Below are 25,917 nucleotides of genomic sequence, written 5' to 3' on the forward strand. Positions count from 1 at the left end.
CGGGAGATGACGGCACCGATGACGCCCAACCACCACCATATCCCGCTGTCCGTCTGGGGCATGCTGCTGTTCCTCTCCGTCATCTGGGGAGGCTCCTATCTCTTTGTTGGCATTGCGGTAAAGGACCTGTCGCCGCTGGTGATCGTATGGGCGCGGGTGGTGCTGGCCGCGGCTGCCCTGCTGCCGTTTCACTTCCTCCTGGTCGGGCCACTGCCGAGGGACCGCGAGGCCTGGACGGCCATCATCGGGCTGTCAATTCTCAACAACGTCATTCCTTTCACGCTGATCGTGACGGGGCAGACGATGATCGCCTCGGGACTGGCCTCGGTGATCAACGCCACCTCGCCGCTGTTCGGTGTCGCCTTCATTGCTGCGGCTGGGCTCGACCCACTCATCCCACGGAAAGTGCTGGGAATTCTGATCGGCATCGCGGGCGTCGCCGTGCTCAAGGGCACCTCGCTCTTCGGCGAAAACTCGCAGAGCATCGGCATCCTGCTCTGCCTCGGGGCGGCGGCGAGCTATGGGGTGGGCAGCCTCTGGGCGCGGATGAAGCTGAAGAACACGCCGCCCTTGAGCATGGCCACGGGGCAGCTGCTGGTCTCATCGCTCATCATGACAATATTCGCATTCAGCTTTGATAACCCCGCACAACTCATTGATGCATCGAAGGAAAGCTGGGCTGCGCTGCTGGGGCTTTCGTTGCTGTCCACGTCCTTCGCCTATATCCTGTTCTTCCGCGTGGTGGCCAGGTCTGGGCCGGCCAACGTGTTGTTGGTGACCATGCTGATCCCGGTATCGGCCATTGCCATGGGCATCGCGGTTCTGGGCGAAACCCTTGATCGCATGGAGATTTTAGGGACGGTGATCATCATGCTGGCACTGGTGGTGATCGATGGGCGCGCGCTGAAGCTGCTGCGCCGTCAACCGAAGGCCTTGTGAGTTTCGCCACTGAAGGGCACCTGACGCAGAGGCAGTATAGAGGCAACCAGGGAGGTTGCCATGCCTGTTGCCGCTTCAGCACTGTCCCGCGCCTCGCGCACCGCAGCCCTTTTCAACGCGCCTGCCACGGCGCTGGTATTGGTCATGCTGGCAGCCACCTTGTGGGCCACGGTAGGTGTGGCCAGCCGCTTGTTCCCAAACGATCTTTCGGTGAGTGACGCGGGCTACGGCTTCATCCGGACAGCGGTGGCCGGGCCGGCTTTGCTGCTGCTCTGGGCGCTCTGCGGCGGCCGAGCGCGGACGTGGCCCAGGCTGAAGAACCTGCCGAACTTGATCGTTTTCGCAGTCTGTTGCGCTGTTTTCCAGATCGGACTGTTCCGCAGCTTCACCCTGCTGGGGGTGACGGTCACGGTGTTCATCACCGTCTGCCTGCCCCCGGTGGTCGCCGTGATGTGGGGGCTGTGGCGGCAGCCGGGGGCCGTGTCGCGGCCGGTGCTGGGGGCGCTGGTCCTGGCGGTGGCGGGGCTGGCGGCATTCAGCGGTTCCGGTTTCCACGGTGGGAATTTCTCCAGCATAATCGAGGGCTTAGTGCTCTCTGTGGCGGCCTCCATTGCATTCGTGCTGATGTCCGGGGCGGCGCGGCAGCTGGCCGGGGAGCATCCACCGCTGCTGATCGCCGGGCTTGGCCTGTCGCTCACATCGCTGCTGCTGGCGGGCATGGTTTTCATAACCGAACCAATGGCTTGGACGTCGATCGGGCAGGCCCTCGGGCAGTGGCGGTCGGGTGGTTTCCTGCTCTATCTCGGCCTCGTGCCAACGGCGCTGGCCTATTACCTCTACTGCACCGGCATGGCGCGCTGCCGGACCGCGGCGGGCGGGCTGGTCGCGTCCATGATCGAGCCCGCCGTGGCGGCCGGGCTGGCCTTGCTGCTCCTCAGGGAATGGCTTTCATTTCAAGAACTTGCGGGCTGCCTTCTGCTATTCGGCGCGATGCTGGTGCTGTGGCAGGAGGAGCAGCGGATCACGGCCGCGCAACGACGCCGCCCGGCAATGGCATGAGCACGCCAGTGGTGCCCGGGAAGGTGATCGGAAGCCCCCGCAGGCTGCGGACGGCGAGGTAGGCCCAGGCCTCCGCCTCCATCGAGTCGCCATTCATGGCGCATTCTTCTGCAGCAATTACAGGCGCTTGCAAGCATTCCCGCAGATCGCGCATCAAGGTGGGATTGAGCCTGCCGCCGCCGCAGACGATGTACAGGCGGGGCGGCTCCGGCACCAACCTCACGCCGGCCGCGATGGCTTCCGCCGTGAAACGCGTGAGGGTCGCCGCGCCATCGGCCGGCGAGAGGCCATCGACGAACCTCACATCGAAGCTGTTTCGGTCGAGCGACTTGGGTGCAGCGGTTGCGAAAAAGTTGTTTTTGAGTTGCTGTTCGATGACATTTCGGTTGCTGTTGCCACGTGCGCCAAGACAACCGTCGACGTCGTAGGGAACGTCGGTCCAGCGTTCGCACCAGTCGTTGAGAAGGGCATTGCCGGGTCCGGTGTCGAAGGCAACGAGCTCACCGTCCCGCCCGATCCAGGTCATGTTGGCCACCCCACCGATATTGACGAAGGCGACCGGGCGTTCGCCCACGGAAGCAGCCAATGCCCGGTGGTAGACCGGCACCAGGGGCGCCCCCTGCCCGCCCGCGGCGACATCCGCGGCGCGCATGTCGTAGACCACGGGGATGCCGGTGCGCCGGGCGAGGGTGGGGCCCAAGCCCAGCTGGACGGTGAGGCGGCGCTCCGGGCGGTGGATGACGGTCTGGCCGTGAAAGCCGATGACGTCGACCTCGGCCGGGGTAAGGCCATTCGCCTCCAGAAAGCGCTCCACCGCCTCGGCATGCCATTCGGTCAGCGCACGCTCGGCTTCGGCCAGGATGCCGGGGCGGGCATCGCGGGAGGTGAGTGCCTTGGCCTCGGTCAGGGCGTCATGCAGCACGGCCTGCTGGTCGGGGCGGTAGGGAAAGGTGGCGGAAGGGCCGTGGCTCACTTGCTCCTCGCCGTCGGTGCGCAGCAGCGCCACGTCGATGCCGTCGAGCGAGGTGCCGGACATGAAGCCCAAAGCGGTGGTCAGTTTTGACAGGGCGGGCCTCCGTGGTAAGAGCCCGCAGCCTTATTCGAAAGTCCGGGTGCCATGAGCCAGTTCAAGTCCGATTTCCTCACCATACTGTCAGAGCGGGGCTTCATCCACCAGATCTCGGACCCCGAGGCGCTGGATGCCGCGGCCAAGGCGGGCTCGATCACCGGCTATATCGGCTTCGACGCGACGGCCACCTCGCTCCATGCGGGCTCACTCGTGCAGATCATGATGCTGCGCTGGATGCAGAAGACCGGCCACAAGCCGATCGCGCTGATGGGCGGCGGCACCACCAAGATCGGCGACCCGTCCTTCAAGGACGAATCCCGCAAGATGCTGAGCGTGGAGCAGATCGCCACCAACCTCGCCGGAATCAAACAGGTCTTCACCAAGTTCCTGACCTTCGGCGACGGGCCGACGGACGCCAGGATGGTGAACAATGCCGACTGGCTCGATCACCTCAACTACATCGACTTCCTGCGCGACTATGGCGTGCACTTCACCATCAACCGCATGCTGAGCTTCGACTCGGTGAAGCTGCGGCTCGACCGCGAGCAGCCCCTCACCTTCCTCGAATTCAACTACATGATCCTGCAGGGCTACGACTTCCTCGAACTGTCGCGCCGCCACAACTGCGTGCTGCAGATGGGGGGCTCCGACCAGTGGGGCAACATCGTCAACGGCATCGAGCTTGGCCGGCGCTGCGACCAGCGTCAGCTTTTTGCGCTGACGTCGCCCCTGCTCACCACCTCCTCAGGCGCCAAGATGGGCAAGACGGCGTCGGGTGCGGTGTGGCTCAATGCCGACCTGCTGTCGCCCTATGACTACTGGCAGTACTGGCGGAACTCGGAAGATGCCGACGTGACGCGCTTCCTGAAGCTCTATACCGAGATGCCGCTGGCCGAGATCGCCAGGCTCGGCGCGCTGGGCGGCTCCGAGATCAACGAGGCCAAGAAGATCCTCGCCACCGAGGCGACCGCCATGCTGCATGGCCGCGCGGTGGCGGAAGAGGCCGCCGAGACGGCGCGGCGCACCTTCGAGGAAGGCCAGAGTGCGGCGGGGCTGCCGTCGATCGCGCTCGACCTCGATGCCGGAACGGGCCTGCTCGCGGCCTGCGTGGCGGCAGGCTTCGCATCGTCCAACGGCGAGGCGCGGCGCTCGGTGCAGGGCGGCGCCATCAAGGTCAATGACCAGGCGGTGGCGGACGAGAAGCTGGTGCTGAACCGCGCGCTGCTGGCCGATGGCGTCATCAAGCTGTCGATGGGCAAGAAGAAGCACGTGCTGGTGAAGCCGGCCTAGGGGCTGTTCGCCCTTTCTCCACCATTCACTGCCGTCACCCCGGCGAAGGCCGGGGTCCCGCTTTGGGGGGCCGAGCTTGAGGGAAGCTGGGCCCCAGCTTTCGCTGGGGTGACGGAATAAAGCTGCGCGCCAACCTCAATCCGTCCAGCGGATGAACTTCAAGCTCCGGATCAGGCCCTCGCGCACCTCGTAGATCGCCATGATGTGCAAGTCTCCCGTTGGCAGGCCGTAGACGGTTTCCTTGTCGATGGCGTGGGTGGGCCCCTCAAGGCGCTGGTGGACGGTGCAGCGGAGCTGCGGATTGTCGGCGAAGCGCCTGGTGTAGACACTGCGGATTTCGGCGAGGCCGTTGCAGATCAGCTGGCCGGTGACGAGGTCCGAGATCGTCGCGTCCTCGGCGAAAAGGGCGCAATAGCCATCGATGTCGTGGGCGTTGTAGACCTCGAGCTGGCGGTTGACGACGTCACGCGGGGATGGGTGCGGCATGGGCCGGACTATAGGTCCCGCCCCCGCATTGTCCAGTCGGCGTCAGACGATGCGCCAGACGCGGACGCCGGCCACGCCGTTTTCCACCAGCGTGCGGCAGGTGAAACGCTTGGGGCGGTGGCGGCGGGCGCAGCCGTGAAGGCCGATGACCGAGGCGCCCGGCGCAAAGAACGAGTCGCCCAGTTCCATGTCGCGGAAGGGATACTTGGCGCGGCCACGATGCGGAGTCGGCAGGCCCTTGGTGATTGCGATCTCCTCCTCCGGCACCGCGCCCGGCAGGGCCGCAGCGCGGCCGGCGTGGAGATCGAACAGGTTCATCACGGTCTTTTCATATTCCATGTCGCAAGGCTCCCGAAGGCGAGGTGGTGTTCGCACTTGCACCAAGCTGTGCGGAACCTGTCCGCAAGCTTGAGCATCCTGCACGCTAATGCGTGCTTGCTGTCATGTTCCTGACGGCAGGTCCCGGGACGCTGGATGATGATGGCTGGCCGACCGGGCGGAGCGGATTGTCCTCTCCCCCCGCCGGGGGGCTCATAGGGGGAGAGGAAGAGAGCAAACGGGACTGCAATCGTCGTCAGCTCAGGGACGAGGATTACAAGCGATTCGGGCGTGCATCAATTTATAACTGATTTCAATAAGTTGATTGAGCAGCCATTCAGTGGCGCAGAACCTATTGCGCCGGGCTCACGGCTTCCTCGGCATTCTTGCCGGTCTTCTTCACGGGTTTCATCGGCTCGCAGCGGCTTGAATATTCGAAGAACTTGCGCAGGAATCCGGGGGCCACGGCGGAGACGGGGTTCATCTGGAAGTCCGGCTTGTCCACCGTGCCGCTCATGGCGAAGGTGACGCCGATGATGCCCTGCCCCTTGCCGCCCGTGATGATATCGCCCAGCAGCGGAATGTCGCCCAGCGCGGCATTGAGGGCATAGGCGGGGGTGATGGTGCCGGCGATGTCGATGGCGCCATCAGCCTTGCGGATCAGGCCCGCCGCGCTGGCGCCCAGTTCCGGCCCGCGCACCAGCGCCTCGCCGATGCAGATGAAGCGGCTGTCGGAGGTGAAGGGCAGCGACAGCTTCTTGAAGCTCAGCGCATCGCGCCGCGGGCCGTCACGCCGCGGCGCATCACGCTTCGGCTTGCCGCGGGCGTCGAGTTCGGCGAGGGCTGCCTCGTTGCGGACCTCGAAATCGCGCAATGTGAGCTTGCCCTTCCTGACCGAGCCATCGGCGCTGAGCAGCGCGAAGAACTCGATCTGGCCGCCGGCCACCTTGGAATAGAGGTTGGCGGCGCGGATCGCCGCGCCACCATCGCGCCCGTTGATGCGCATCTCGCGGCCGCCCTCCACCGGCGTCACCCTGAACACGATGGGCTGGCCGCTGAGGAAGGTGCCGTTGATCTCCGCCTCGCTAAGGCGGGAGGACTTCGACACGAGGCTGCCGCTGACGCTGGTGATGATCTCGCCGAGATTGGCATAGACACGGCCGATCGACAGGTTGAGCTTTACCGTGCGGCCGGAGTTTGCCTTGGCCTCCTCCGCCGCCTGGGCGGCCTCGTCACGGTTCTGGTTGCCGAACAGGCCGCGGATCAGCGGGCGGGCATCGAAGCTGTCACCCGTCACCTGCACGTCCATGACATTGTCGGCGACCTTCACGGTGGCGGCGAAGCGGTTCTCGTCCGACAGGCGCATTTCGGTGAAGTTCGCCGAGCGCAGGCCCTGGCGCTTGGGCGCCAGCAGCATGCTGCCCTTGATCGACAGGTCCTTGCCCTTGATCTCCAGATCCTCGACGCGCGGTCCCTTCTCGCCCTTGGAATAGAAGGTCATCTTCGCGGCGGTCTTGGGAATGGCCGGGCGGGCCCAGCCGATCTGCTGGATGCGCATGGCGACGTCGCTGAGGTCGGCCACGATATCCACCCGGCCCTGCGGATCGGCGAGGTCGGCGATGGTGGCGGTGACCGGCACGGGACCGCGGGCAAAGGTGCCGAGATCGATTCCCAGCGTGCGGCGCTGCTCGCCGTCGAGGGTGGTCTTGATGACGGCGGACTGCAGGAAATCCGGTGCGGGGCCACGCTGCCAGGAGAGCTCCGACGGGATGCCGGCGATCTTGGCGGGGCCGGTGGCCGTGAGCACGCCCTTCTCCATCGTCAGGTCGATCTTGCCCTCCGAGATGTCGACGCCGGGCAGCGCGTCCTTGAGCGCGGCATTGACCAGGCGCGCCGCGGCCTTCATCTCGATCCGTTCCGGCGGCAGCGGCTTGATCATCGGGAAGGCGAGATGCACCTTCATGGTCGCGTCGCCCTCGAGCTTCGAGGTGTCGAGGCCGGTGTGGCGGATGAGGTTGAGGTCCGGCTGGTCGAGATACTCGATCAGCGCCTGGGCGCCGGCGGCGATGTCCAGCTCGAACTCCGACCTGGTCTCGACGGCGAGGATGTCCTTCGACAGCATGGTGCCGTGGGCAAGCCGGCCCTTGGCGCCCGACGGCAGCACCACGTCGCCGCCGTCGATGGTGAGCGAGAAGTCGTCGTCCTTCAGCGTGGCCGTGCCGGAGGCGTTGATCAACGGCGGCAGGTTCTTGAAATAGCCGGTGGTGACGCCTTCCATGGCCATGGTCATGTTGATGGCGCCGGGTTGCAGCTGGCGGGTGCGCTTGGCCTCCGCCATGGCATTGGCCGGCAGCCTCACCGTGAACTGGCCCTCGGTGATGAGGCCTTCCTTGACGTTCTCGTTGACGAAGGTGCGCGTCTTCTCAGCGATGATCGGCGGCCAGAGCTGCTTCAGCAGCGCCGCCGGCATGCGCTGGATGCGGCCGCCCATCATGATGGCGGGCGACTCCTCGCCGCCCGCGATGGCGCCCTTGAGGCGCACCACGGCGCTGCCGGAGAGCACCTGCAGGTCGTTGATGTCGAGTTCCGCCTGGTCGATGAGCGCCTTGCCGTCGAAGATCACCTGGTCGATGGCCACCGGGTTGCGGATCGAGCCCTGGGCATCGAGGGCGGCATTGTCGGCCTCGAGGTGGATGTCGATGGCGGTGAGGCGGCCGTCGGCGCTGCGCTCCGGCGTGAGCCTGCCCGTCATCTGGGCATGCGAGCTGCCGATGAGGAGCTGGGAGTCGGTGATGCTGATCGCGCCGCTGGCGGGATCATATTCGGCGCGCAGCGAGCCTTCGTCGACATTGAGGCGGCCTGCCAGGTAGTCCGGCAGGTCGACGACGCCCGCCGCCGCCTGGAACTCGCCCACCGCGCTGGTGACGCGGCCCGCGTCGGTCACCTCCATCGAGATCTTGCCGGAGAGCGGCACGTCGACGCGCGCCAGCTTGGAGAAGGCATAGATCTGGTCCGAGATCTTGGCGGGCGAGAGATCATCGACGCGGGCATCGATCGAGAAGCTGTGGGTGGCCCGGCTGTAGGAGGCATTGCCCGAGGCCTTCCACTCGCCCGCCTTGTCGCCGCCGTTGAGGACCGCGGCATTGGCATCGACGATGAAGCCGTCAGGCTGGCGGATGAAGGTCAGGTGCGCGTCGCGGATGTTCCAGCTCGCGTTGTTGGCCTCGTCGAAGAAGGTGATCGCGGCATTCTCGATCTTGATGGCATTGATCGAGCTGATGGCGCCGGAATCCGGCCCGCCGCTGACCAGCGCGATGAGGGCGGCACCGGAACTGTTGAACTGCGGCTGCGGGGCGGCGGCGCCCTCGCCCGGCTGCAGGTCGCTCTTGCCGGTGCCGTTGGCGTCGATGGTGACGGCTTCGCTTTCGGGCGCGGGCTCCTCGAAGCCCAGCGAGAAATTGCCGTCGAGCCCGCGCCGGGCGCGGATCGAAGGTCCCTTGAGGGTGATCGAGGTGGGCACCACCTCGCCCGAGAACAGCGCGCCCTCGTCGATGCCGAGCGAGGCATGCGGCGCACTCGCCAGATAGGTGCCCTGCTTGTCCCTGAGCACCAGATCGCCGATCTGCACATGCGGAACGCCGGAGGAGCCGTCACGCTCCAGCGTCACTCCCCCCACCGAGACGGTCATGCTGGGGAGGCTCTGGTTGATCTTGGCCTCGATGCTGCCGCGCAGGAAGTCGAGCGACACCGGCCCCTGCGACAGCCGCACCAGGACGGCAAGGGCGAGAACCAGCAGAACGGCCAAGACCGACATCAAGCTGTAAGCGCTTATCCTAGCAAGGCGCCGCAACGTCTTCCCGTTCCACTGATCCGAATCCGACCAAACATGTGCCACTGCGGGCAGCCTCAGGCAATTGCCAAAGCCCCGCCGCTGCGATTTGCCCCCTTTGGCCACCAAAGATGGGCCAAAGCGTGGCTGTCATTCTGGTAATGTTCCAGCCTGGCGGGGGCGGCAACACAGGGCTGCAGATCGGACGCAACCGGTTGATCCTGAACTAGACTTCGCCCTCGTTCGGAATGTTGAGCACCCGCCCGCAGGCCTTGCAGTGGACGGCGTCGCGGTCATGCCGGGTGAGGCCGCAGTCCGGGCACTTGAAGAACACCTTGTCGGGCCGGAGCATGACCTGCACGAGGCGGAGGAACAGCGAGACGCCGAAGATCATGATCAGCACCGCGATCATCCGGCCGCCGGTGCCTTCCAGCACCACGTCGCCGAAGCCTGTCGTGGTGAGGGCCGTCACCGTGAAATAGAGCGCATCGGCATAGTTGGCGATCTTCGGGTTGGTGAAGTGCTGGGTCTCGTAGACCAGCGCCGTCATCATGAAGACGAAGACGCCGAGGTTCAGCGCCGACATGATGAGCTGCTCGTTCCTGCGGAACCACGGGAAGTCCTGGCGGAGCCGTTTCACCATGGTGTAGGAGCGCAGCAGGCGCAGCACCCGGGCGATGCGCAGGAAGGCCAGCCCCTCGCCCACGATGGGCGCCAGCATCGAGACGATGACCACGATGTCGATGACGCCGTAGACGCTCATCACCATGCGCCAGCGGCGCCGCGCGATCCACAGCCGGGCAGCGAAGTCGATGAGCAGCACGACGCCGATGACGGCATCGACATATTCCGTCTCGTCCCAGTGTAGGAAGGAGGTGGCGATGACGAAGGCGATGGTGACAAGGTCGAAGACCAGCAGGCCATAGCGGAAGCGGTGCCCCGATGGCGTGTCGCCCTCATAGAGGTTCCAGATGCGCTGCTTGAGGCTGGGGGTTTCGGCCGCGTCCATGGCCCATGGTTAGGCCAGACCGACACCGCCGTCCAGAGAGGACGGCGGCGATGTTTCGTCTGGTTTCAACGCCTTACTGCATGGCCCGCGCCGACTTCGCGAGCCGCGCCAGGGTGATGAACCCGGCGCGGTAGCCATAGGGGTCCTCGCCGCGGCTGGCGCTGGCGAGCGCGATCACGTCGTCGTAGCCGAAGCTGCCGGTATATTGGCCGCCGCGCAGGATCTGGCCGAAGGCCGCCACCGCGGCGGCAAAGCTCGCGTCCTTGTCCGGCCTCTCGTCCGCCGCGGTGACGGGCCTGGTGATGAGGCGGCTCTCGTCCTCGCCCGGCAGCTTGTAGCGGATCTTGACGAAGGCATATTCGCCGGCGGGCGTTCCCGGCTGTTCCGCCTTGCCATAGCGCAGCGGGTCGACGAGCTGGCCCTTGGAACCACTGGGCGTCACTTCATAAAGCGCCGTCACGGTGTGGCCCGCCCCGATGTCGCCCGCGTCCACCTTGTCGTTGTTGAAGTCGTCCTTGTCGAGGACACGCGTCTCATAACCGATGAGGCGGTATTCGGAGACGGCGGCGGGGTTGAACTCGACCTGGATCTTCACGTCATTGGCGATCGGGAAGAGGGTCGAGGTCGCCTCGTCCACCAGCACCTTGCGGGCCTCGCCGAGGCTGTCGATGTAGGCCGCGTTGCCATTGCCGCTCTGGGCGAGCCTCTGCATCAGGTCGTCGTTGTAATTGCCCGCGCCGAAGCCGAGGACGGAGAGATAGATGCCGGACCGGCGCTGGCGCTCGACGAAGTCCTGGAGCTCACGCGGGTCGGAGATGCCGACGTTGAAGTCGCCGTCGGTGGCGAGGATCACGCGGTTGACGCCCTGCCTGTCGAAGTTGCGCGTGGCGAGGTCATAGGCCTGGCGGATGCCTTCGGCACCCGCGGTGGAGCCGCCCGCCGACAGGGTGTCGAGCGCGGCGAGGATCTTCGCCTGATCGGAGGCCCTGGTGGGCTCCAGCACCGTGCCCGCACTGCCGGCATAGGTGACGATCGACACCGTGTCGTCGGGCGACAGCGTGTCGAGCAGCAGGCGGAAGGAATTGAGGAGCAGCGGCAGCTTGTCCTGGTCCTGCATCGAGCCAGACGTATCGATGAGGAAGACGAGGTTGGCGCGCGGCCTCGTCTCGCCAGCCACGGAATAGCCCTTGATGCCGATGCGCATCAGCCTGGTGCCGGCGTTCCACGGCGTCTGCATGAGGCTGACATTGGCCGTGAAGGGCTCGGCGCGGTCCGTGGGGGCCCGATAGTCATAGGGGAAGTAGTTGATCATCTCCTCCACCCGCACGGCATCCTTCGGCGGCAGAACGTTCGCCTCCAGCGAGCGGCGCACGAAACTGTAGGAGGCGGTGTCGACGTCGATCGAGAAGGTGGAGAGCGGATCGGTCGCCACCTGCTTCACGGGGTTCGATGTGAAGTCGGTGAAGCGGTCGCGGTTCTCCTGAAGCGTGGGCACGGCAACCGCATCGGCCGCGTCCGAACTTGCGGCAGCGGTGATGCCATCGGCCAGCGTCAAGGCGCCGAGCGCCTCCTTGCGCCTGGCGGCCACCTGCGGCGGCGCGGCGTTCATGGCCTCGGCCTCCGCCTTCGGAGAAGGTTCAGCCATGTTCCGCGCAAGGTCCTCCACGGCCGGAGCGGGCCTCGAGGCGATGGGGGACGGTGGTGCGGCGGGTGGCGCGAAGGCCCCCTCGTTGGCGAGGTGCTGCAGCACGGGGCTGCCGATGACGAGCAGGGTGATCGCGGCCAGCGCGGTGCCCGCCATGAACGCGTGACTGCGGTTGATGCTGTGCATGACTTTTCTCCGGTTCCAGATGGTGGCCATCCGGTTCCTGAGACGCGCGGCGACACCCGCTTCTTGGGAGGTCGTGGAGATTTTCTCCGCATGCGCCATTGCGGCGGCGATCGCCTCGGCGCGCGCGGCGGCAGAGGGGCGCGGGAGGTCCTCGCTGCGGAAGATCTGCTTCAACTCGTCAAGTTCGTTCATCATGATCCGCCATCGCCCGCAGGCGCTTCTTCACCTCGCTCATGCGCCAGGCCACGGTTCCCGCACTGATGCCGAGGATGGTGGCTGCATCGTCCTGTGTGACCTCCTCCGCCAGGATGAGGAGGGCCGTCTCCTTCAGGTCCGGCTTCAGCTGGTCGAGCGCCAGATAGAGCCAGCGCAGGCGGGCGTCGCTGTCGGCCCAGTCGGCGCGGTGCGCCGCCGACATCGCGGCGAAGCCCTGCTGCATGTCCCTGAGCCGTCCCTGCCGTCGCCGGTGGTCGCGGCAGGCATTGAGGACCAGCTGGTAGAGCCAGGTCGAAAAGCGGCTGTCGCCCCGGAAGGCGGCAACATGCGATACGACCCGCATCAGCACCTCCTGCGCCACGTCCTGCGCATCGGCACGCGAGCCGAGCAGGCGATAGGCGAAGCGGAAGGCCGTGTCATGGTGGCGCTCCAGCAGGCGCCGCAGCGCCTGCCTGTCACCCTTCCCGGCCGCTCCCGCCAGTTGCTCGTCCGTCCCGCTCATGTGCTCGAAGACTTAGACGCCGCGATTGGGCGGATTCTTGGGAGCCGCGGTAAATTCTTTTCGGACCACCCTGCCCCGCGCTATGCTGGCCCTGAAATCAAGGAGTTGAGAGAATGCCGAAGGGATACTGGATCGCCCATGTGACGGTCACCAACCCGGACCAGTACCAGCTTTATGCCGCGGGCACGCGCGAGGCTTTCCAGAAGTATGGTGCCAACATCCTCGCCCGTGGCGGGGCCTTCAGGCAACTCGAGGGCGATGGCCACCCGAGGAACGTGGTGATCGAGTTCCCCAGCCTGCAGGCCGCCATCGACTGCTACAATTCGCCGGAATACCAGGCGGCCAAGGCCAAGCGCGAGGGAGCAGGCATCGCCAACATCGTGCTGGTTGAGGGGGTCTAGGGGGCCAGCGGGGGACCGTCACCTCAGGTCGAGAAGGCTGAGCTTGCCGAGGGAGGGAAGCTTCACTGCCAGATCATCCGGATCGACGCCGATGGTGGTGCCGAGCAGGCTGAGCTCCACCCCCTCCCGCAGGGCGAGGGTGAGGCCAAGGACACCAGCGGCCGAGACCGTCCAGCCGGAGCCGCTCGGCGCACGATCCACGGCGAGCCCGGGGCCGAGATAGTCCTTGCCCACCGCGGCGGGCGGCAGTTCCACGTCGAAGCCCGGCGTGTTGCGCACCACCCAGGCGACGAAACTGTTGGAGTTGGGGCCGGGCCAGACCACGTAGCTTCCCGCCTCGCGATGCGGATAGCGGGCGATGGCCTGCTCGATCAAAGGAATGAGCGTTGCGGCCCCGGGCCCCGAGACCTGCGCCGCGACATAGGGCCGGTTGCCGTACCAGAAGGCATCCGCGGCATAGGCATCGCGGCGGACCGGATTGCCCCAGCCGACCACATCATAGCGCGTCCAGGACGTTGCCCCCTCCGGCTTCACGACGAGGGCCAAGTGTTCCGCGAAGATCGACTTCCAGCGCCCGGTGCGCGCGGCGAGGATCAGCACCCTGGCCTCCGGCACCTTCGCTGCGTCCGGGAGGAGATGCGATGAACTCCAGTTGGCGGTGCGCCAGCTTTCCGCCCAGCCGCGCGACAGCGACAAGGCAGCGCCGATGGCGATCGGGACCGCCACGGCAAGCCCCAGAAAAAGGGTGACGAAAAACAGGCTGCGCCGTATCACAGGTTGTGAGTTTTGGCGGCCTTCATGGCGGGATCAAGGCGCTTTCCATCGCCAGGGTCCATTGCTAAAGGCGGGTCGAACGAGGGGTGACGACCAATGAAGATCGCAATCGCCGGGGCGGCGGGACGGATGGGACGGGTGCTGACGCGCATCGTCAACGAGACGCCGGGCGCCGAAGTGGCAGGCGGGCTGGAGCCCAGCGGATCACCCCATGTGGGGTCCGACATGGGCGAACTCGCCGGCCTCGGAAGGCTGGACGTGGCGATCACCGATGACCCGATCGCACTCCTCACCCGGGTCGACGGCATCATCGACTTCACCGTGCCGGCAGCGACGCTGGCGCTCGTCGAGCTTTCCGCGCAGGCGCGCATCGTGCACGTGATCGGCACCACCGGCATCGACGAGGCGGGCGAGGCGAAGATCAGGGCGGCGGCGCGGCATGCGCGGATCGTCAAGTCCGGCAACATGAGCCTCGGCGTCAACCTGCTCGCCGTGATGGTGCGGAAGGTGGCCGCGGCGCTGGGCGAGGACTTCGACATCGAGGTTCTCGAAATGCACCACAGGCACAAGATCGACGCGCCCTCGGGGACCGCCCTGCTCCTGGGCCAGGCGGCAGCCGAGGGGCGCGCCATCGACCTGAAGAGCCGCTCGGTCCGCTCACGCGATGGGCATACGGGGGCCAGGCCCCCTGGCGACATCGGGTTCGCGACGCTGCGTGGCGGCTCGGTGGTGGGCGAGCACACGGTGATGTTCGCAGGCCCCGCCGAGCGCATCGAGCTGACCCACAAGGCCGAGAGCCGGGACATTTTCGCGCGTGGCGCAGTGCGTGCCGCGCTCTGGGGTTTCGACAGGAAGCCCGGGCTTTATTCGATGACCGACGTTTTGGGACTGGAGTAGATCATGGACCGCCTTCTCGTGCTCGTCCGCCATGGGCAGAGCGAATGGAACCTCAAGAACCTGTTCACCGGCTGGAAGGACCCCGACCTCACCGAACAGGGTGTCGCCGAAGCCCATGAAGCGGGAAAGAAGCTGAAGGCCAGGGGCTTCCACTTCGACATCGCCTATACGAGTGCGCTCTCCCGCGCCCAGCGCACGCTGAAGATCATGCTCGACGAGCTGGGCCAGCCCGGCCTCGAGACGGTTCGTGACCAGGCGCTGAACGAACGCGACTATGGCGACCTCACCGGCCTCAACAAGGATGACGCGCGCAAGAAATGGGGCGAGGAACAGGTGCATATCTGGCGCCGCTCCTATGACGTTCCACCACCCGGCGGCGAGAGCCTGAAGGACACGCTGGCGCGGTCACTGCCCTACTACATGAAGCACATCCAGCCCGACGTGCTCTCCGGCAAGCGGGTGCTGGTGGCGGCACACGGCAATTCCATCCGTTCACTGATCATGGCGATCGAGGGCCTGACGCCGGAACAGATCCTCGAGCGCGAACTCGGGACGGGTGTGCCGGTGGTCTACCGGCTGGGCGCGGACTCGCGGCCGGTGTCGGTCGAGGTGCTGGGCTGAGGGCTCGACCCTCCCGTCATCATGCCCGGGCTCGTCCCGGGCATTTTTTTTGGTGGGCGCGAAAAGGATGGTCGGGTCGAGCCCGGCCATGATGAGCCAATAGAGCAGACAAAATGCCCGCTAGGCCCCCAGGCTCTCCTTCACACGCTCCTGGAAGTAGTGAACGCCCTGCTCATGGCGCGGTGACAGCGGGCCTGCTGAATAATTCCCGGCCTCGTAATTGTGGTGCGTTCTCACGCAGATCTCGTAATCCTCGCGCACCACGGCGAGGTTCCTTGCAATGGTGTCCGAGCGCTTTTCGTCCAGTGCGGGATCGAGGTCGGCGAAGTAGAAGTGGTAGAGCTGCTCGGTGCGCTTCGTGCCGATCGGGTTGATGCGGGATGTGTTCATTCCGCCCTCGAACAGCGAGAGCGTCCAGTTGGGCCACATCCACAGCCACTTGCCGCGATAGAAGAGGCCCTCGCGCGGGGGTGCCGTCATGCGGATGAAGCCCTTGTGGGCGGTGGTCTTGAACTGCTCGAAGTCGATGGCCGCGAAGAACTTCGGGTGGATGCCGGGGATGTGGTAGCCCTCGACGAAATTGTCGGTGTAGATCTTCCAGTTGGCGTCGAAGTTCACCGTTTCGCTGCGCACCGGCTGGTAGGTTTCGATGGGTTCATCGGCCAGTTCGGCAACGAGGTCGCCCAGTTGCGCGACAAGCCCCTCCTGCGGATCGATGGCGACGAAGAGCAACCCGCGCCAGGTGGCGACGTGGATGGGTTCGAGCGGCCAGTCGGCGGGGTTGAAGCCCGGTTCCTCGCCGAACCACGGCGCGTTGATGAGATGGCCATCATCGGCGAAGACCCACTGGTGATAGGGGCAGCGGATGGTGGCGCAACGGCCCGTGCCCTCCTCCAGCAATTGCGCGCCGCGATGGCGGCAGACATTGCGGAAGGCGCGCAGCTCGCCATCACGCCCGCGGATGGCGAAGACCTTGATGCCGGCAATGTCGGCGGCGACATATTGCCCCCGCTCGGCCACCTGCGAGACGGGGCCCAGCATCTGCCAGGTCTTGGCGAAGATCTCGTTGCGCTCGCGCGGGAGAACGGCGGGATCGACGTAGAGACGCGGGTCGAGGTTGAGCATAGACGGCACTCCTTCGGATGGGGAAAGAGTGCATGGAATTGGAGGAGTGGGCAAGATGATCGTCCTCTCCCGCCACTTCAGCGGGAGAGGACTTGAAGGGTCAAGTACAGCCCTACTCGATGTCCTCGATCACCTGGTCGCCGCCGCCCTTGACCTTGTGGGCGAGCGAGGCCTGGATGAAGTCCTCCACTTCGCCGTCGAGCACGTCGCCCGGCGAGGTTGAGGTGTGGCCGGTGCGCAGGTCCTTCACCAGCTGGTAGGGCTGCAGCACGTAGGAGCGGATCTGGTGACCCCAGCCGATGTCGGTCTTCTTGGCATTGGCCGCGTCGATCTTTTCCTGCTGCTTCTGCAGTTCCATCTCGTAGAGGCGGGCCTTCAGCATCTTGAGCGCTGTGGCGCGGTTCTTGTGCTGCGAGCGCTCGGCCTGGCAGGCGACGATGATGCCGGTGGGCACATGGGTGATGCGCACGGCCGAGTCGGTGGTGTTGACGTGCTGGCCGCCGGCTCCCGACGCGCGGTAGGTGTCGACCTTGAGGTCCGACTCCACCACCACGATGTCGATGTTGTCGTCGACGACCGGATAGACCCAGACGGAGGAGAAGGAGGTGTGGCGCCGCGCATTCGAGTCATAGGGCGAGATGCGCACGAGGCGATGCACGCCCGATTCGGTCTTGAGCTTGCCGTAGGCGTTGTGGCCCTTGATCTGGATGGTGCAGGACTTGATGCCCGCCTCTTCGCCCGCATGCTCGTCCAGCACCTCGGCCTTGAAGCCGTACTTGTTGGCGTAGCGCAGGTACATGCGCATCAGCATCGAGGCCCAGTCCTGGCTTTCGGTGCCGCCGGCACCGGCATTGATCTGGAGGAAGGCGTCATTGGCGTCGGCCTCGCCCGAGAGCAGCGTCTCGATCTCGGTCTCGGCCACCTTGGGCTTCAGCGCCTGCAGCGCCTTCTCGGCCTCGGTGACGATCGACTGGTCGCCCTCCATGTCGCCGAGCTCGATCAGCTCGGTGTTGTCGGCGATCGATTGTTCGAGATCGCGGATCATGCCGATGCGCTTGTCGAGGTCCTGACGCTCGCGCATGAGCTTCTGGGCCTTCTGCGGATCGTTCCAGATCGACGGGTCTTCGGACTTGGCGTTCAGTTCGGCGAGGCGGCGGAGGGCATTGTCCCAGTCAAAGATGCCTCCTCAGCAGTCCGATCGACTGCTTCATGTCGTCGACCAGCGACGAGATTTCAGCGCGCATGATTTCTGCTCAAATTGAAAATGACGTTGAGTGGCTCAATAGAGGCCGCCGCCCTGCCCCGTCAACCCGCCACTGGCGGAAGGCTGGGCCGGCGCCTGCTCGGCGGGGGCCGCACCCTGGGACGGCGGCACCAGCATGACGCCACCGCCGCTGCCGGAGCCGGCCGCGGCAACCGAGGGTCCGTCGCCGATGATCTTGGTCGAATCCGGCGGCTCGTCACCCGGCTTGAAGGCTTCGAGGATGACGCCGTCGCGCCCGAAGATGCCGCGCTTGCCGCTCTTGGCATCGATGGGAATGAGCTCGATGGCGCGCGGCACGCGGAAGGGCGTTGCCGGCTTGTCCTTGAGGGCGAGCTTCATGAAGTCGGCGACGATGGGGGCCGCCAGCTCGCCGCCGGTGCGCCCCTTGCCCATCGGCTTCGGGTTGTCGAAGCCGATATAGGCGCCGACCACGAGGTCCGGGGTGAAGCCGATGAACCAGGCGTCACGCTCCTCGTTGGAAGTGCCGGTCTTGCCGGCCACCGGCTTGCCCACCGCCAGCACCTTCTTGCCGGTGCCGCGCTCGACGACGCCCTCCATCATGGAGGTGATCTGGTAGGCGGTGTAGGGGTTCATCACCTGGTCGCTGACGTCGAGCAGCTCCGGCTCTGCCATGTCGGGCGTCCAGTCAGGCGCCATGCAGCTCGAGCAGTCGCGCTTGTCGTGCTTGTAGATGGTCTTGCCGTAGCGGTCCTGGATGCGGTCGATGAGCGTGGGCTCGACGCGCTTGCCGCTGTTGTCGATCATGGCATAGGCGGTGACCATCTTGAGCAGCGTGGTTTCACCTGCCCCCAGCGCCATGGCGAGCTGCGAGGGCAGCTTGTCGTAGATGCCGAGGCGGGTGGCGAGATCGATGACCTTGGCCATGCCCAGCTCGTTGGCGAGGCGCACCGTCATCACGTTCCTCGACTGCTCGATGCCGCGGCGCAGCGTCGAGGGGCCGAAGAACTTGTTCTGGTAGTTCTTGGGCTTCCACATCGAGCCGTCGGGCATCTTGAACTCGACGGGTGCGTCCATGATCACGGACGCGGGCGAATAGCCGTTATCGAGGGCCGCGGCATAGACGATGGGCTTGAAGGAGGAGCCCGGCTGGCGCAGCGCCTGGACGGCGCGGTTGAACTGGCTGCGGCCATAGGAGAAGCCGCCGACGAGGGCGAGCACGCGGCCGGTATGCGGGTCCATGGCGACCATGGCGCCATCGACCTCGGGCACCTGCATCAGGTGATACTGGCCGCTGTCCTTGTTGGGGGCGACATAGACCATGTCACCGGGCTTCAGCACGTCGGAGGCCTTCTTGACCTGGGGGCCGAGCGCCGTGCCGTCGACATAGGCGCGCGCCCAGCTCAACAGATCGAGCGGGATCGTGCCCGTCTCGCGCTCGGGCGCAAGCGAACCGTCGGGCTGGGTCCGGGGCTGGAGGCCGATGGTGGCTTCCGCGTCATTGACGTCGAGCACCACGGCGATGCGCCAGGGGGCCATGTCGTCAGGCACCTTCTTGCCCTTCATCAGCAGGGCCCAGTCCGGCACCGCGCCGAGCTCGCCCACCGCAATGGGGCCGCGGAAGCCGCGTTTCCGGTCGAAGGCAATGAGGCCGCGGGCCAGCGCCTGGCGCGCATAGAGCTGCAGCTTGGGGTCCAGCGTGGTGCGGACCGACAGGCCGCCCTTCTCCATCTTGTCCTTGCCGTAGAGCTCGATCAGCTCACGGCGGACTTCCTCGGCGAAGCTTTCGGCCGCGAAGAGCTGCGCGCCGAAGGGACGCGGGGTGACCTCGAGCGGCTTGGCCTGCGCTTCCTTCATCTGCTCTTCGGTGATGTAGCCGTTCTCGAACATCTGGGTGAGCACCCAGTTGCGGCGCTCGATGGCGCGCTCCTTCTGGCGGAACGGATGGTAGTTGTTGGGGCCCTTGGGGAGCGCCGCGAGATAGGCCATCTGCTCCAGCGACAGCTGGTCCAGCGACTTGCCGAAATAGTTGAGCGAAGCGGCGGCGACGCCATAGGAGTTCATGCCGAGGAAGATCTCGTTCAGGTAGAGTTCGAGGATCTGGTCCTTGGTGAAGGTCTGCTCGATGCGGCGGACGAGGATCGCCTCCTTCAGCTTGCGGTCGATCGAGCGCTCGTTGGTGAGGAGGAAGTTCTTGGCCACCTGCTGGGTGATGGTGGACGCGCCGACGATCTGGCCCTTGCCGGTCATCTTGACCTGCGCATAGCGGTAGGCGGCGGCGGCGATGCCCTGCCAGTCGAGGCCGCCATGGGTGAAGAAGGTCTTGTCCTCGGCCGAGGTGAAGGCCTCGATCAGCAGCTTCGGCATCTGGCTGACCGGCACGAAGAGGCGCCGCTCCTCGGCATATTCGGCGAGCATGGAGCCGTCGGCGGCATAGATGCGGGTCATCACGGGCGGGGCGTAGTTGGCCAGCTGGGTATAGTCCGGCAGGTCCTTCGAGGCGGTCCAGAGCACATAGCCGACGCCCGCCGCAGCCGCGACGAACAGCATGAACCCGACCGCGAACAACCACCCGAGAAAACGCAGCATTCCGAGAAACGACACCCACCTGTTGTGACCCGCCCGATAACACAGCCGGCAGGACCATTTACAGTTAATTCGCTAGGGGCCGATTGTGGCCCTTGGGTGGCAGGCCAGCGCGTCAGGGCGCGAGGGCGGAGGACGTGACGGAAAGCCCGGACACGACGCGCGGGCTGATCTCGCGGATCAGCTTGCGCTTGATCGCCTCGGAGAAGCCCGCATAGTCCGAGACCCGCATGACGAAGGCGTCCGGACCGGTGATGACGTTGCGGGAAAAATACCGGTCGAGGTCCGGCTGCTCGTTGGAGATGGCCAGCGCATTGATCTCGACCCCGTGGGCCTCTGCCATGTCGCGCGCCTGGGGGGCGGTGGCCGAGCGGCGCTTGCCGCGCACCTGGCGGGTCTCCTCGCCGTCGCCGGACAGGTTGATGATCTTGCGCGCGGCGCAGAGTTCGGGCGCCGTGAGCCGCACCAGCGCCGTGACGAGCGCGGCGCCCAGGCCGGTGTCGCCCGAAATCTGGCGTGGCATGGCCTCGATGGTGCGCGCCACCGCCTCGGCGCCGCTGCTGCCATCCGCCAGCACCCAGCCGGTTTGGGCCTTCGGCTGGCTTTCCGACCCCCAGAACACGGCCGAGACCATGACGTTGCCCGCCTGGCCGATGGCGCGCTGCACGCCGGGATCGCGGAAGGCGGCGGCAATGCCGCGCTTCTGGAGCAGGAATTCGCCCGCCGACACGCTGGCAGAAGCATCCACCGCCAGCACCAGCGCAACATCGACGCAGCCCGACGCAGGTGCAGGTGCGGGCGTGGCGTGACCCTGGGGAACCGCGAGGCAGGCCATCAGGGCGGAGGCCAGCATCAGGGACTTCGCAATGGCAGGACGCATCGTCTTTCCTCCCCTTCCAGTGCCGCGTTCCGGTTGCAGCGGCATGGGCGCCGTGCGGAATTGCAACCTTCAGGAGGGAGACTAGGAAGCGATCCGGCCGCTTCGCCGTGATAAATATCACAGTGTGTGAAATTGTTTGCAACAATGGCGCGAGATTGTGGCCGCTCCCTGCTGCAACGTCGGGCTGTGCATCCTATGGTAGAGGATCAGGGCGACGTGGCAGCCAGCTGGGTGGCGAAATACTTCTCGACGGCGCGGCCCATGGCGGCGGCGACCTTCTGCTGCCAGACGGGCGAGGTGAGCTGGCTCTCGTCCTGCTTGCTCGACAGGAAGCCCAGCTCGATGAGCACCGAGGGCACGTCGGCGGCCTTCAGCACCATGAAGCCGGCCGAGCGCATGGGCTTGCCGGTGAAGGCTGTGACCGGCGCCATTTCCGCCACCGCCTTCTTGGCGAAGACGAGCGAATGGGTCTTCGATTCGCGCTGGGCGAGATCGATCAGTATGTCGGTCACTTCCTGGTTCTCGGCCTCGAGATCGACGCCGGCGATGATGTCGGCGCGATTCTCCTTGTGGGCGAGCGCCTCGGCCTCGGCATCGGAGGCCTTTTCCGAGAGGGTGTAGATGGTGGCCCCGCGGGCATCCCCGCCGCGCACCGTGTCGGCATGAATGGCGATGAACAGGTCCGCCTCGTTCTCGCGCGCCACCTTCACCCGCTCGCGCAGGGTGAGGAAGGTGTCGTCGGAGCGCGTCATCACCACGTCGATCGTGCCGGTTTTCTCCAGTTCCTTCTTGAGCTTGAGGCCGAAGGCCAGGACCACGTCCTTTTCCCTGGTCTTCTTCACGCCGATGGCGCCGGGGTCGATGCCGCCGTGACCGGGATCGATGACCACCAGCTTGCGCTGGCGCTCGGGTTCCGCCACCGCGCCGCTCGCCGGAGGCGCTTCCTCCGCTGCGGCCTCGGCCGTGTCGGTATCGTTCTCAGCGGCGATGGCGGCGTCAAAGGCCTGCTTCGTGGTCTTGACCATGTCGACGACGATCCGGGCCGGCTGGCCGTCCTTCGGCTTCAGCAGGAAGGCCTTGTCGATGAGGACCGGGCCATCGGTTTCGAGCACGATGCGGGAGTGGGCATCGTCCACCGGTCCATAGCGATACTGGCTGACCAGGCCACGCGCCTTGCTCCCCGCCCCGTCCGGCAGCGAGAAAGCCACCTGCGGCAGGTCGATCATCACCCGATAGGGATTGGCCATGACATAGACCGTGTAGCCCACGGGCACGGTGAGATCGGCGATGAAGCGGGTGCGATCCTCGTCGCCCGCCACGCGGGCGGCGGTCGCCACGGGCAGGTCTGCCGCATCCGCCACGGGCAGGCGGAAGCCCGCCAGCAGGAACAGCCCAGCCAGAATCAGCCCCGGCAGCAAGCGGGCTGCGGCCCAGCGGCAGGGATTGGCTGTTGCGAGCATCATGGGGTCGGCGGCACTGCGGGTTGGGGACTGGGACCTCCGAAGCTAGGGCCCCAGGGTTAATCATTGGTTGCCGTGCGCCCCTCAGAGGAATGCTTGCATTTTGACACCCTGACACATAAGAAGTCTGGGTCTCCTGTGGTCAGGGCCGCGAATCCGCGGCAGAATCGACCACGGGTGGAGAATTTCGCGGCAAGCGGAGGTCCGGAGGCAGTTCCTGCCACCCCCGCTCGACGCGGCCAAAGAGCGAGATCCTGTGTCGGATCCGCCATTTAGAACCGTTCCGTGAACCGGAACATAAGGAAATCCTGGGCATGTCCCACGCCACGACGCGCGCGCTGAACGAGGACCGGTCAAATCCGGCTCCCGTCGCCTGTTTGCGCCTGTCCGCTGGCTGGACCGGCATGCCCCATTCGCGCTGCAGCACCCGCATCTCCAACAGGCGTCTCCTCACCGGAGCGGAGAACCTATCGGCACATTTGCCGGGCTGGCGCAGAGGACGTGACTCATGGGCAGCAAGATGCTCATCGATGCCAGCCACCCCGAAGAGACCCGCGTCGTGGTCCTCAAGGGCAACCGCATCGAGGAATTCGATTTCGAAAGCGCTGCACGCAAGCAGCTGAAGGGCAATATCTACCTCGCCAAGGTGACGCGCGTTGAGCCGTCGCTGCAGGCGGCCTTCATCGAGTATGGCGGCAACCGCCATGGCTTCCTCGCCTTCTCGGAAATCCACCCCGACTATTACCAGATCCCGCTTGCCGACCGGCTGGCGCTCCTCGCCGCCGAGGAAGAGGAGCACGCCCGCGAGGCCGAGGACGAGGACGACGAGGGCGAGGGCAATGGCCGCCGCCGTGGCCGTGGCCGCGACCGTGACCGGGGCCGCGAACGCGGACGCGGCGGACGCCGCGGCGAGGAGAACACCGAAGGCGGTGTCGAGGAAATCTCCGAGCCCGAATATGCCGAGGATGCCGAGGCGGCCGGAGACGACTCCTTCGCCGAGGATCACGCCCCCGAGACCAATGAAGAGGAGAGCCCGGAGTCGCATGTCCTCGACATGAGCGAGTCCGAGGTGATCGAGGGCGAAGCCGTCGAATACCACGACGAGTCCGACGATGACGGCGACGACACGCCGCCGCGCGCCGAGCCGATGTCGACGAACCATGAGGACCCCTCGGTGTCGGAGCCGGTCGAGGCCGGCGCCGAGTCCGCCGAGGCCGAGGCCCAGATCGAGGCCCGCCTTGCCGAACCCATGGCCGATGCGCCGAGCGAGGCCGAGATCGAGGCCGCGGCCCCTGCCCCGTCGATCCAGCACGGCATGCCGGGCGAACTGGGCAACGGCATCGAGGAAGTGGGCGAGGACCCGGAGGCGGTCCGCGTCGAGGAGATCGGTGCCGAGGACGCGCTCGAGGAAGTGCCGCAGCGCCGCCGCAAGGTGCAGCGCAAGCAGTACAAGATCCAGGAAGTGATCAAGCGCCGCCAGGTGATCCTGGTGCAGGTCGTGAAGGAAGAGCGCGGCAACAAGGGTGCTGCCCTCACCACCTATCTCTCGCTCGCCGGCCGCTATTGCGTGCTGATGCCAAACACCGCGAGGGGTGGCGGCATCTCCCGCAAGATCACCGACTCAGGCGACCGCCGCCGCCTGAAGGAGATGGTGAAGGAGATCGAGGTGCCGCAGGGCATGGGCCTCATCGTCCGCACCGCGGGCGCCCAGCGCACCAAGACCGAGATCAAGCGCGACTACGACTACCTGCTCCGCCTGTGGGAGAGTGTCCGCGACCTGACGCTGAAGAGCCAGGCGCCGGCGCTGGTCTACGAGGAAGGCAGCCTGGTGAAGCGGGCGATCCGCGACCTTTACACCAAGGACGTCGACGAGGTGATCGTCGAGGGCGACGAGGCATACCGTGAAGTGAAGGACTTCATGAAGATGCTGATGCCCAGCCACGCCAAGAACGTGAAGCCCTACAAGGACTCGCGGCCCCTGTTCTCGCGCTACCAGGCGGAGAGCCAGCTCGACGCACTCTATTCGCCCACCGTCACGCTGCCGTCGGGCGGCTACATGGTGATCAACCAGACGGAAGCGCTGGTGTCGGTCGACATCAACTCCGGCAAGGCGACGCGCGAGCACAACATCGAGGACACGGCCTACAAGACCAACCTCGAGGCGGCCGACGAAATCGCCCGCCAGCTGCGCCTGCGCGACCTCGCGGGCCTTGTTGTCATCGACTTCATCGACATGGAGGAGAAGCGCAACAACCGCAACGTCGAGCGCCGCCTGAAGGATGCGCTGAAGAACGACCGCGCGCGCATCCAGGTTGGCCATATCAGCCATTTCGGCCTGCTCGAAATGTCGCGCCAGCGGCTGCGTCCCGGCCTGCTCGAGGGGTCCTCGCGCACCTGCCCGCACTGCGAGGGCCGTGGTGTGGTGCGCTCGATCTCGTCCTGCGGCCTCTCGGTGCTCCGCGCGATCGAGGAGCATCTCATCGCCAGGAAGCCAGAAAATCTCACGGTGCGCTGCACCCGCGAGATCGCCTTCTACATCCTGAACGAGAAGCGCGACAACCTGCTGACCATCGAGACCACCTACGGCATCTCGGTGTTCGTGACGCCGAGCGATGACCTCAAGGGCTCGCAGGCGCTGATCGAGCGCGCGCCCGAGCGCAACATCCCGCCGCGCAAGGTGATGGCGGCCCCGGTCCGCATCGACTCCGCCTTCGAGGAGGAGGACGAGGAGGTCGAGGCCGAGGAGACCGAGGGCGAGGCCGAGGACGAGAACGGCGCGGACGAGTCGAACGAGGCCTCGGGCGAGGAACGCCAGAACGGCAATGGCGAGCGCGAGGGGGGTGACCGCGAGGGCGGGCGCCGCCGCCGCCGCCGTCGTGGCCGCCGCGGCGGACGTGGCCGTGACGAGCAGCCCTCGCAGAACGCGCAGGGCGGGGACGTGCCCGGGCTTGGCGAGCAGCCTGATTTCGACTCCGATGAAGAAGGTGAGGCCGACGAAAGCCTGAGCGAGGCAGGCGACGAGAGTGCCGTGGCCCGTGTGGGCGGCGAGGAGCCGTCGGAAGACGGCGAGCGTCCGCGCCGTGGCCGCGGCCGCCGCGACCGCTGGGGCCGCAACCGCGACCGCGACCGCGGCGACCGGCCGCGCGGCGATGACCGGCCTCCGCGCGAGGCGCCCTCGGAGATCGCTGCAGATGCGGCGGCGGAGGCAGACGATGCACCCGCTTCCGAACCGGCCCCGGCCGCGGTCGAAACCCGCGCCCCGGCGTCCGAGCCCGTGGCTGCAGCGCAGCCCGTGGCAGAGGCCCCTGCCGAGCCGGTGCGGCGCTGGCAGCCCCCTGCCCCGACCGTGACTCCCGCCGCCGTGGAGCGCAAGTCCGGCTGGTGGAGCAAGCGCTGAGGTTAC

20 protein-coding genes are annotated in these 25,917 nt (G+C 66.2%); 7 read left to right on the plus strand and 13 right to left on the minus strand.

Going from position 1 to position 25,917, the window contains the following annotated elements:
* Positions 1–60 precede the first annotated feature (60 nt).
* A complete protein-coding gene (locus DK847_RS13365) occupies positions 61–939 on the plus strand; it encodes a DMT family transporter (protein WP_245414605.1) in 879 nt (292 codons plus the stop codon).
* Between the two features lie 60 nt (positions 940–999).
* Positions 1,000–1,998, plus strand: a complete 999-nt coding sequence (locus tag DK847_RS13370; RefSeq protein WP_111199028.1) for a DMT family transporter — start codon at positions 1,000–1,002, stop codon at positions 1,996–1,998.
* Here the strand turns inward: DK847_RS13370 and DK847_RS13375 are convergent.
* The gene (locus DK847_RS13375) at positions 1,961–3,034 is read right to left on the minus strand and encodes an anhydro-N-acetylmuramic acid kinase (protein WP_245414606.1); all 1,074 of its coding nucleotides are present in this window, start codon (positions 3,032–3,034) and stop codon (positions 1,961–1,963) included. The genes DK847_RS13370 and DK847_RS13375 overlap by 38 nt on opposite strands.
* Before the next feature lie 81 nt (positions 3,035–3,115).
* Between DK847_RS13375 and tyrS the strand changes: the two genes are divergently transcribed.
* Entirely contained in the window at positions 3,116–4,357 is a 1,242-nt protein-coding gene (tyrS, locus tag DK847_RS13380) for a tyrosine--tRNA ligase (RefSeq protein ID WP_111199030.1), read from the plus strand.
* A gap of 135 nt (positions 4,358–4,492) precedes the next feature.
* Here the strand turns inward: tyrS and DK847_RS13385 are convergent, their stop codons facing one another.
* From DK847_RS13385 to DK847_RS13410, 6 genes are all read right to left on the minus strand, one after another.
* Positions 4,493–4,843, minus strand: a complete 351-nt coding sequence (locus tag DK847_RS13385; protein ID WP_111199031.1) for a nuclear transport factor 2 family protein — start codon at positions 4,841–4,843, stop codon at positions 4,493–4,495.
* A 42-nt stretch (positions 4,844–4,885) separates the two neighbouring features.
* Positions 4,886–5,182, minus strand: coding sequence for a hypothetical protein (locus tag DK847_RS13390; RefSeq protein ID WP_111199032.1), 297 nt, complete (start codon positions 5,180–5,182; stop codon positions 4,886–4,888).
* A 331-nt stretch (positions 5,183–5,513) separates the two neighbouring features.
* Entirely contained in the window at positions 5,514–8,966 is a 3,453-nt protein-coding gene (locus tag DK847_RS13395; protein ID WP_161957269.1) for a YhdP family protein, read from the minus strand.
* A gap of 250 nt (positions 8,967–9,216) precedes the next feature.
* On the minus strand, positions 9,217–9,999 hold the full coding sequence (locus DK847_RS13400; RefSeq protein WP_193548199.1) for a potassium channel family protein: 783 nt from the start codon (positions 9,997–9,999) through the stop codon (positions 9,217–9,219).
* Between the two features lie 73 nt (positions 10,000–10,072).
* Entirely contained in the window at positions 10,073–12,025 is a 1,953-nt protein-coding gene (locus DK847_RS13405; protein WP_111199034.1) for a vWA domain-containing protein, read from the minus strand.
* Complete coding sequence (locus DK847_RS13410; RefSeq protein ID WP_111199035.1) at positions 12,009–12,548, minus strand: RNA polymerase sigma factor; 540 nt, start codon at positions 12,546–12,548, stop codon at positions 12,009–12,011. The genes DK847_RS13405 and DK847_RS13410 overlap by 17 nt, the downstream gene beginning before the upstream one ends.
* Before the next feature lie 113 nt (positions 12,549–12,661).
* Here DK847_RS13410 and DK847_RS13415 point away from each other — a divergent pair, with 113 nt between their 5' ends.
* Positions 12,662–12,949, plus strand: coding sequence for a DUF1330 domain-containing protein (locus DK847_RS13415; protein ID WP_111199036.1), 288 nt, complete (start codon positions 12,662–12,664; stop codon positions 12,947–12,949).
* Between the two features lie 18 nt (positions 12,950–12,967).
* Here DK847_RS13415 and DK847_RS13420 read toward each other — a convergent pair whose 3' ends face one another.
* Positions 12,968–13,675 carry a DUF3750 domain-containing protein gene (locus tag DK847_RS13420; RefSeq protein WP_161957270.1) on the minus strand — a complete coding sequence of 236 codons (708 nt, stop codon included), beginning with the start codon at positions 13,673–13,675 and terminating at the stop codon, positions 12,968–12,970.
* Between the two features lie 144 nt (positions 13,676–13,819).
* Between DK847_RS13420 and dapB the strand changes: the two genes are divergently transcribed.
* Positions 13,820–14,620, plus strand: a complete 801-nt coding sequence (gene dapB, locus DK847_RS13425) for a 4-hydroxy-tetrahydrodipicolinate reductase (protein ID WP_111199038.1) — start codon at positions 13,820–13,822, stop codon at positions 14,618–14,620.
* Positions 14,621–14,623: 3 nt separating this feature from the next.
* The gene (locus DK847_RS13430) at positions 14,624–15,241 is read left to right on the plus strand and encodes a 2,3-bisphosphoglycerate-dependent phosphoglycerate mutase (protein ID WP_161957271.1); all 618 of its coding nucleotides are present in this window, start codon (positions 14,624–14,626) and stop codon (positions 15,239–15,241) included.
* Between the two features lie 120 nt (positions 15,242–15,361).
* On the opposite strand, the gene DK847_RS13435 is transcribed toward DK847_RS13430, so the two are convergent.
* The 5 genes from DK847_RS13435 to DK847_RS13455 all read right to left on the minus strand — a co-directional run bounded on the left by DK847_RS13435 (position 15,362) and on the right by DK847_RS13455 (position 22,517).
* Complete coding sequence (locus DK847_RS13435) at positions 15,362–16,366, minus strand: aromatic ring-hydroxylating oxygenase subunit alpha (protein WP_111199040.1); 1,005 nt, start codon at positions 16,364–16,366, stop codon at positions 15,362–15,364.
* A 112-nt stretch (positions 16,367–16,478) separates the two neighbouring features.
* A protein-coding gene (gene prfB, locus DK847_RS13440) for a peptide chain release factor 2 (RefSeq protein ID WP_111199041.1) occupies positions 16,479–17,610 on the minus strand; the annotation gives its coding sequence in 2 pieces (ribosomal slippage) (positions 16,479–17,540 and positions 17,542–17,610; 1,131 coding nt in all).
* 35 nt (positions 17,611–17,645) lie between these two features.
* Entirely contained in the window at positions 17,646–20,138 is a 2,493-nt protein-coding gene (locus DK847_RS13445; RefSeq protein ID WP_245414607.1) for a penicillin-binding protein 1A, read from the minus strand.
* A 151-nt stretch (positions 20,139–20,289) separates the two neighbouring features.
* Positions 20,290–21,054 carry a DUF1194 domain-containing protein gene (locus tag DK847_RS13450; RefSeq protein ID WP_161957272.1) on the minus strand — a complete coding sequence of 255 codons (765 nt, stop codon included), beginning with the start codon at positions 21,052–21,054 and terminating at the stop codon, positions 20,290–20,292.
* Between the two features lie 206 nt (positions 21,055–21,260).
* A complete protein-coding gene (locus tag DK847_RS13455; RefSeq protein ID WP_245414608.1) occupies positions 21,261–22,517 on the minus strand; it encodes an N-acetylmuramoyl-L-alanine amidase in 1,257 nt (418 codons plus the stop codon).
* Positions 22,518–23,022: 505 nt separating this feature from the next.
* On the opposite strand from DK847_RS13455, the gene DK847_RS13460 reads away from it, so the two are divergent.
* A complete protein-coding gene (locus tag DK847_RS13460; RefSeq protein ID WP_111199044.1) occupies positions 23,023–25,911 on the plus strand; it encodes an Rne/Rng family ribonuclease in 2,889 nt (962 codons plus the stop codon).
* The last annotated feature ends 6 nt before the right edge of the window (positions 25,912–25,917 follow it).

Origin of the sequence: Aestuariivirga litoralis, from assembly GCF_003234965.1 — a bacterium.
In the GTDB taxonomy this organism is placed as follows: domain Bacteria; phylum Pseudomonadota; class Alphaproteobacteria; order Rhizobiales; family Aestuariivirgaceae; genus Aestuariivirga; species Aestuariivirga litoralis.

What these genes read in the sequence shown, in the direction of transcription:
- DK847_RS13365 (WP_245414605.1), top strand. Translation starts at nt 61, where the DNA reads ATGCTGCTGTTCCTCTCCGTCATCTGGGGAGGCTCCTATCTCTTTGTT.
- DK847_RS13370 (WP_111199028.1), top strand. Translation starts at nt 1,000, where the DNA reads ATGCCTGTTGCCGCTTCAGCACTGTCCCGCGCCTCGCGCACCGCAGCC.
- DK847_RS13375 (WP_245414606.1), bottom strand. Translation starts at nt 3,034, where the DNA reads ATGTCCGGCACCTCGCTCGACGGCATCGACGTGGCGCTGCTGCGCACC.
- tyrS (WP_111199030.1), top strand. Translation starts at nt 3,116, where the DNA reads ATGAGCCAGTTCAAGTCCGATTTCCTCACCATACTGTCAGAGCGGGGC.
- DK847_RS13385 (WP_111199031.1), bottom strand. Translation starts at nt 4,843, where the DNA reads ATGCCGCACCCATCCCCGCGTGACGTCGTCAACCGCCAGCTCGAGGTC.
- DK847_RS13390 (WP_111199032.1), bottom strand. Translation starts at nt 5,182, where the DNA reads ATGGAATATGAAAAGACCGTGATGAACCTGTTCGATCTCCACGCCGGC.
- DK847_RS13400 (WP_193548199.1), bottom strand. Translation starts at nt 9,999, where the DNA reads ATGGACGCGGCCGAAACCCCCAGCCTCAAGCAGCGCATCTGGAACCTC.
- DK847_RS13405 (WP_111199034.1), bottom strand. Translation starts at nt 12,025, where the DNA reads ATGATGAACGAACTTGACGAGTTGAAGCAGATCTTCCGCAGCGAGGAC.
- DK847_RS13410 (WP_111199035.1), bottom strand. Translation starts at nt 12,548, where the DNA reads ATGAGCGGGACGGACGAGCAACTGGCGGGAGCGGCCGGGAAGGGTGAC.
- DK847_RS13415 (WP_111199036.1), top strand. Translation starts at nt 12,662, where the DNA reads ATGCCGAAGGGATACTGGATCGCCCATGTGACGGTCACCAACCCGGAC.
- dapB (WP_111199038.1), top strand. Translation starts at nt 13,820, where the DNA reads ATGAAGATCGCAATCGCCGGGGCGGCGGGACGGATGGGACGGGTGCTG.
- DK847_RS13430 (WP_161957271.1), top strand. Translation starts at nt 14,624, where the DNA reads ATGGACCGCCTTCTCGTGCTCGTCCGCCATGGGCAGAGCGAATGGAAC.
- DK847_RS13435 (WP_111199040.1), bottom strand. Translation starts at nt 16,366, where the DNA reads ATGCTCAACCTCGACCCGCGTCTCTACGTCGATCCCGCCGTTCTCCCG.
- DK847_RS13445 (WP_245414607.1), bottom strand. Translation starts at nt 20,138, where the DNA reads ATGCTGTTCGTCGCGGCTGCGGCGGGCGTCGGCTATGTGCTCTGGACC.
- DK847_RS13450 (WP_161957272.1), bottom strand. Translation starts at nt 21,054, where the DNA reads ATGCGTCCTGCCATTGCGAAGTCCCTGATGCTGGCCTCCGCCCTGATG.
- DK847_RS13455 (WP_245414608.1), bottom strand. Translation starts at nt 22,517, where the DNA reads ATGATGCTCGCAACAGCCAATCCCTGCCGCTGGGCCGCAGCCCGCTTG.
- DK847_RS13460 (WP_111199044.1), top strand. Translation starts at nt 23,023, where the DNA reads ATGGGCAGCAAGATGCTCATCGATGCCAGCCACCCCGAAGAGACCCGC.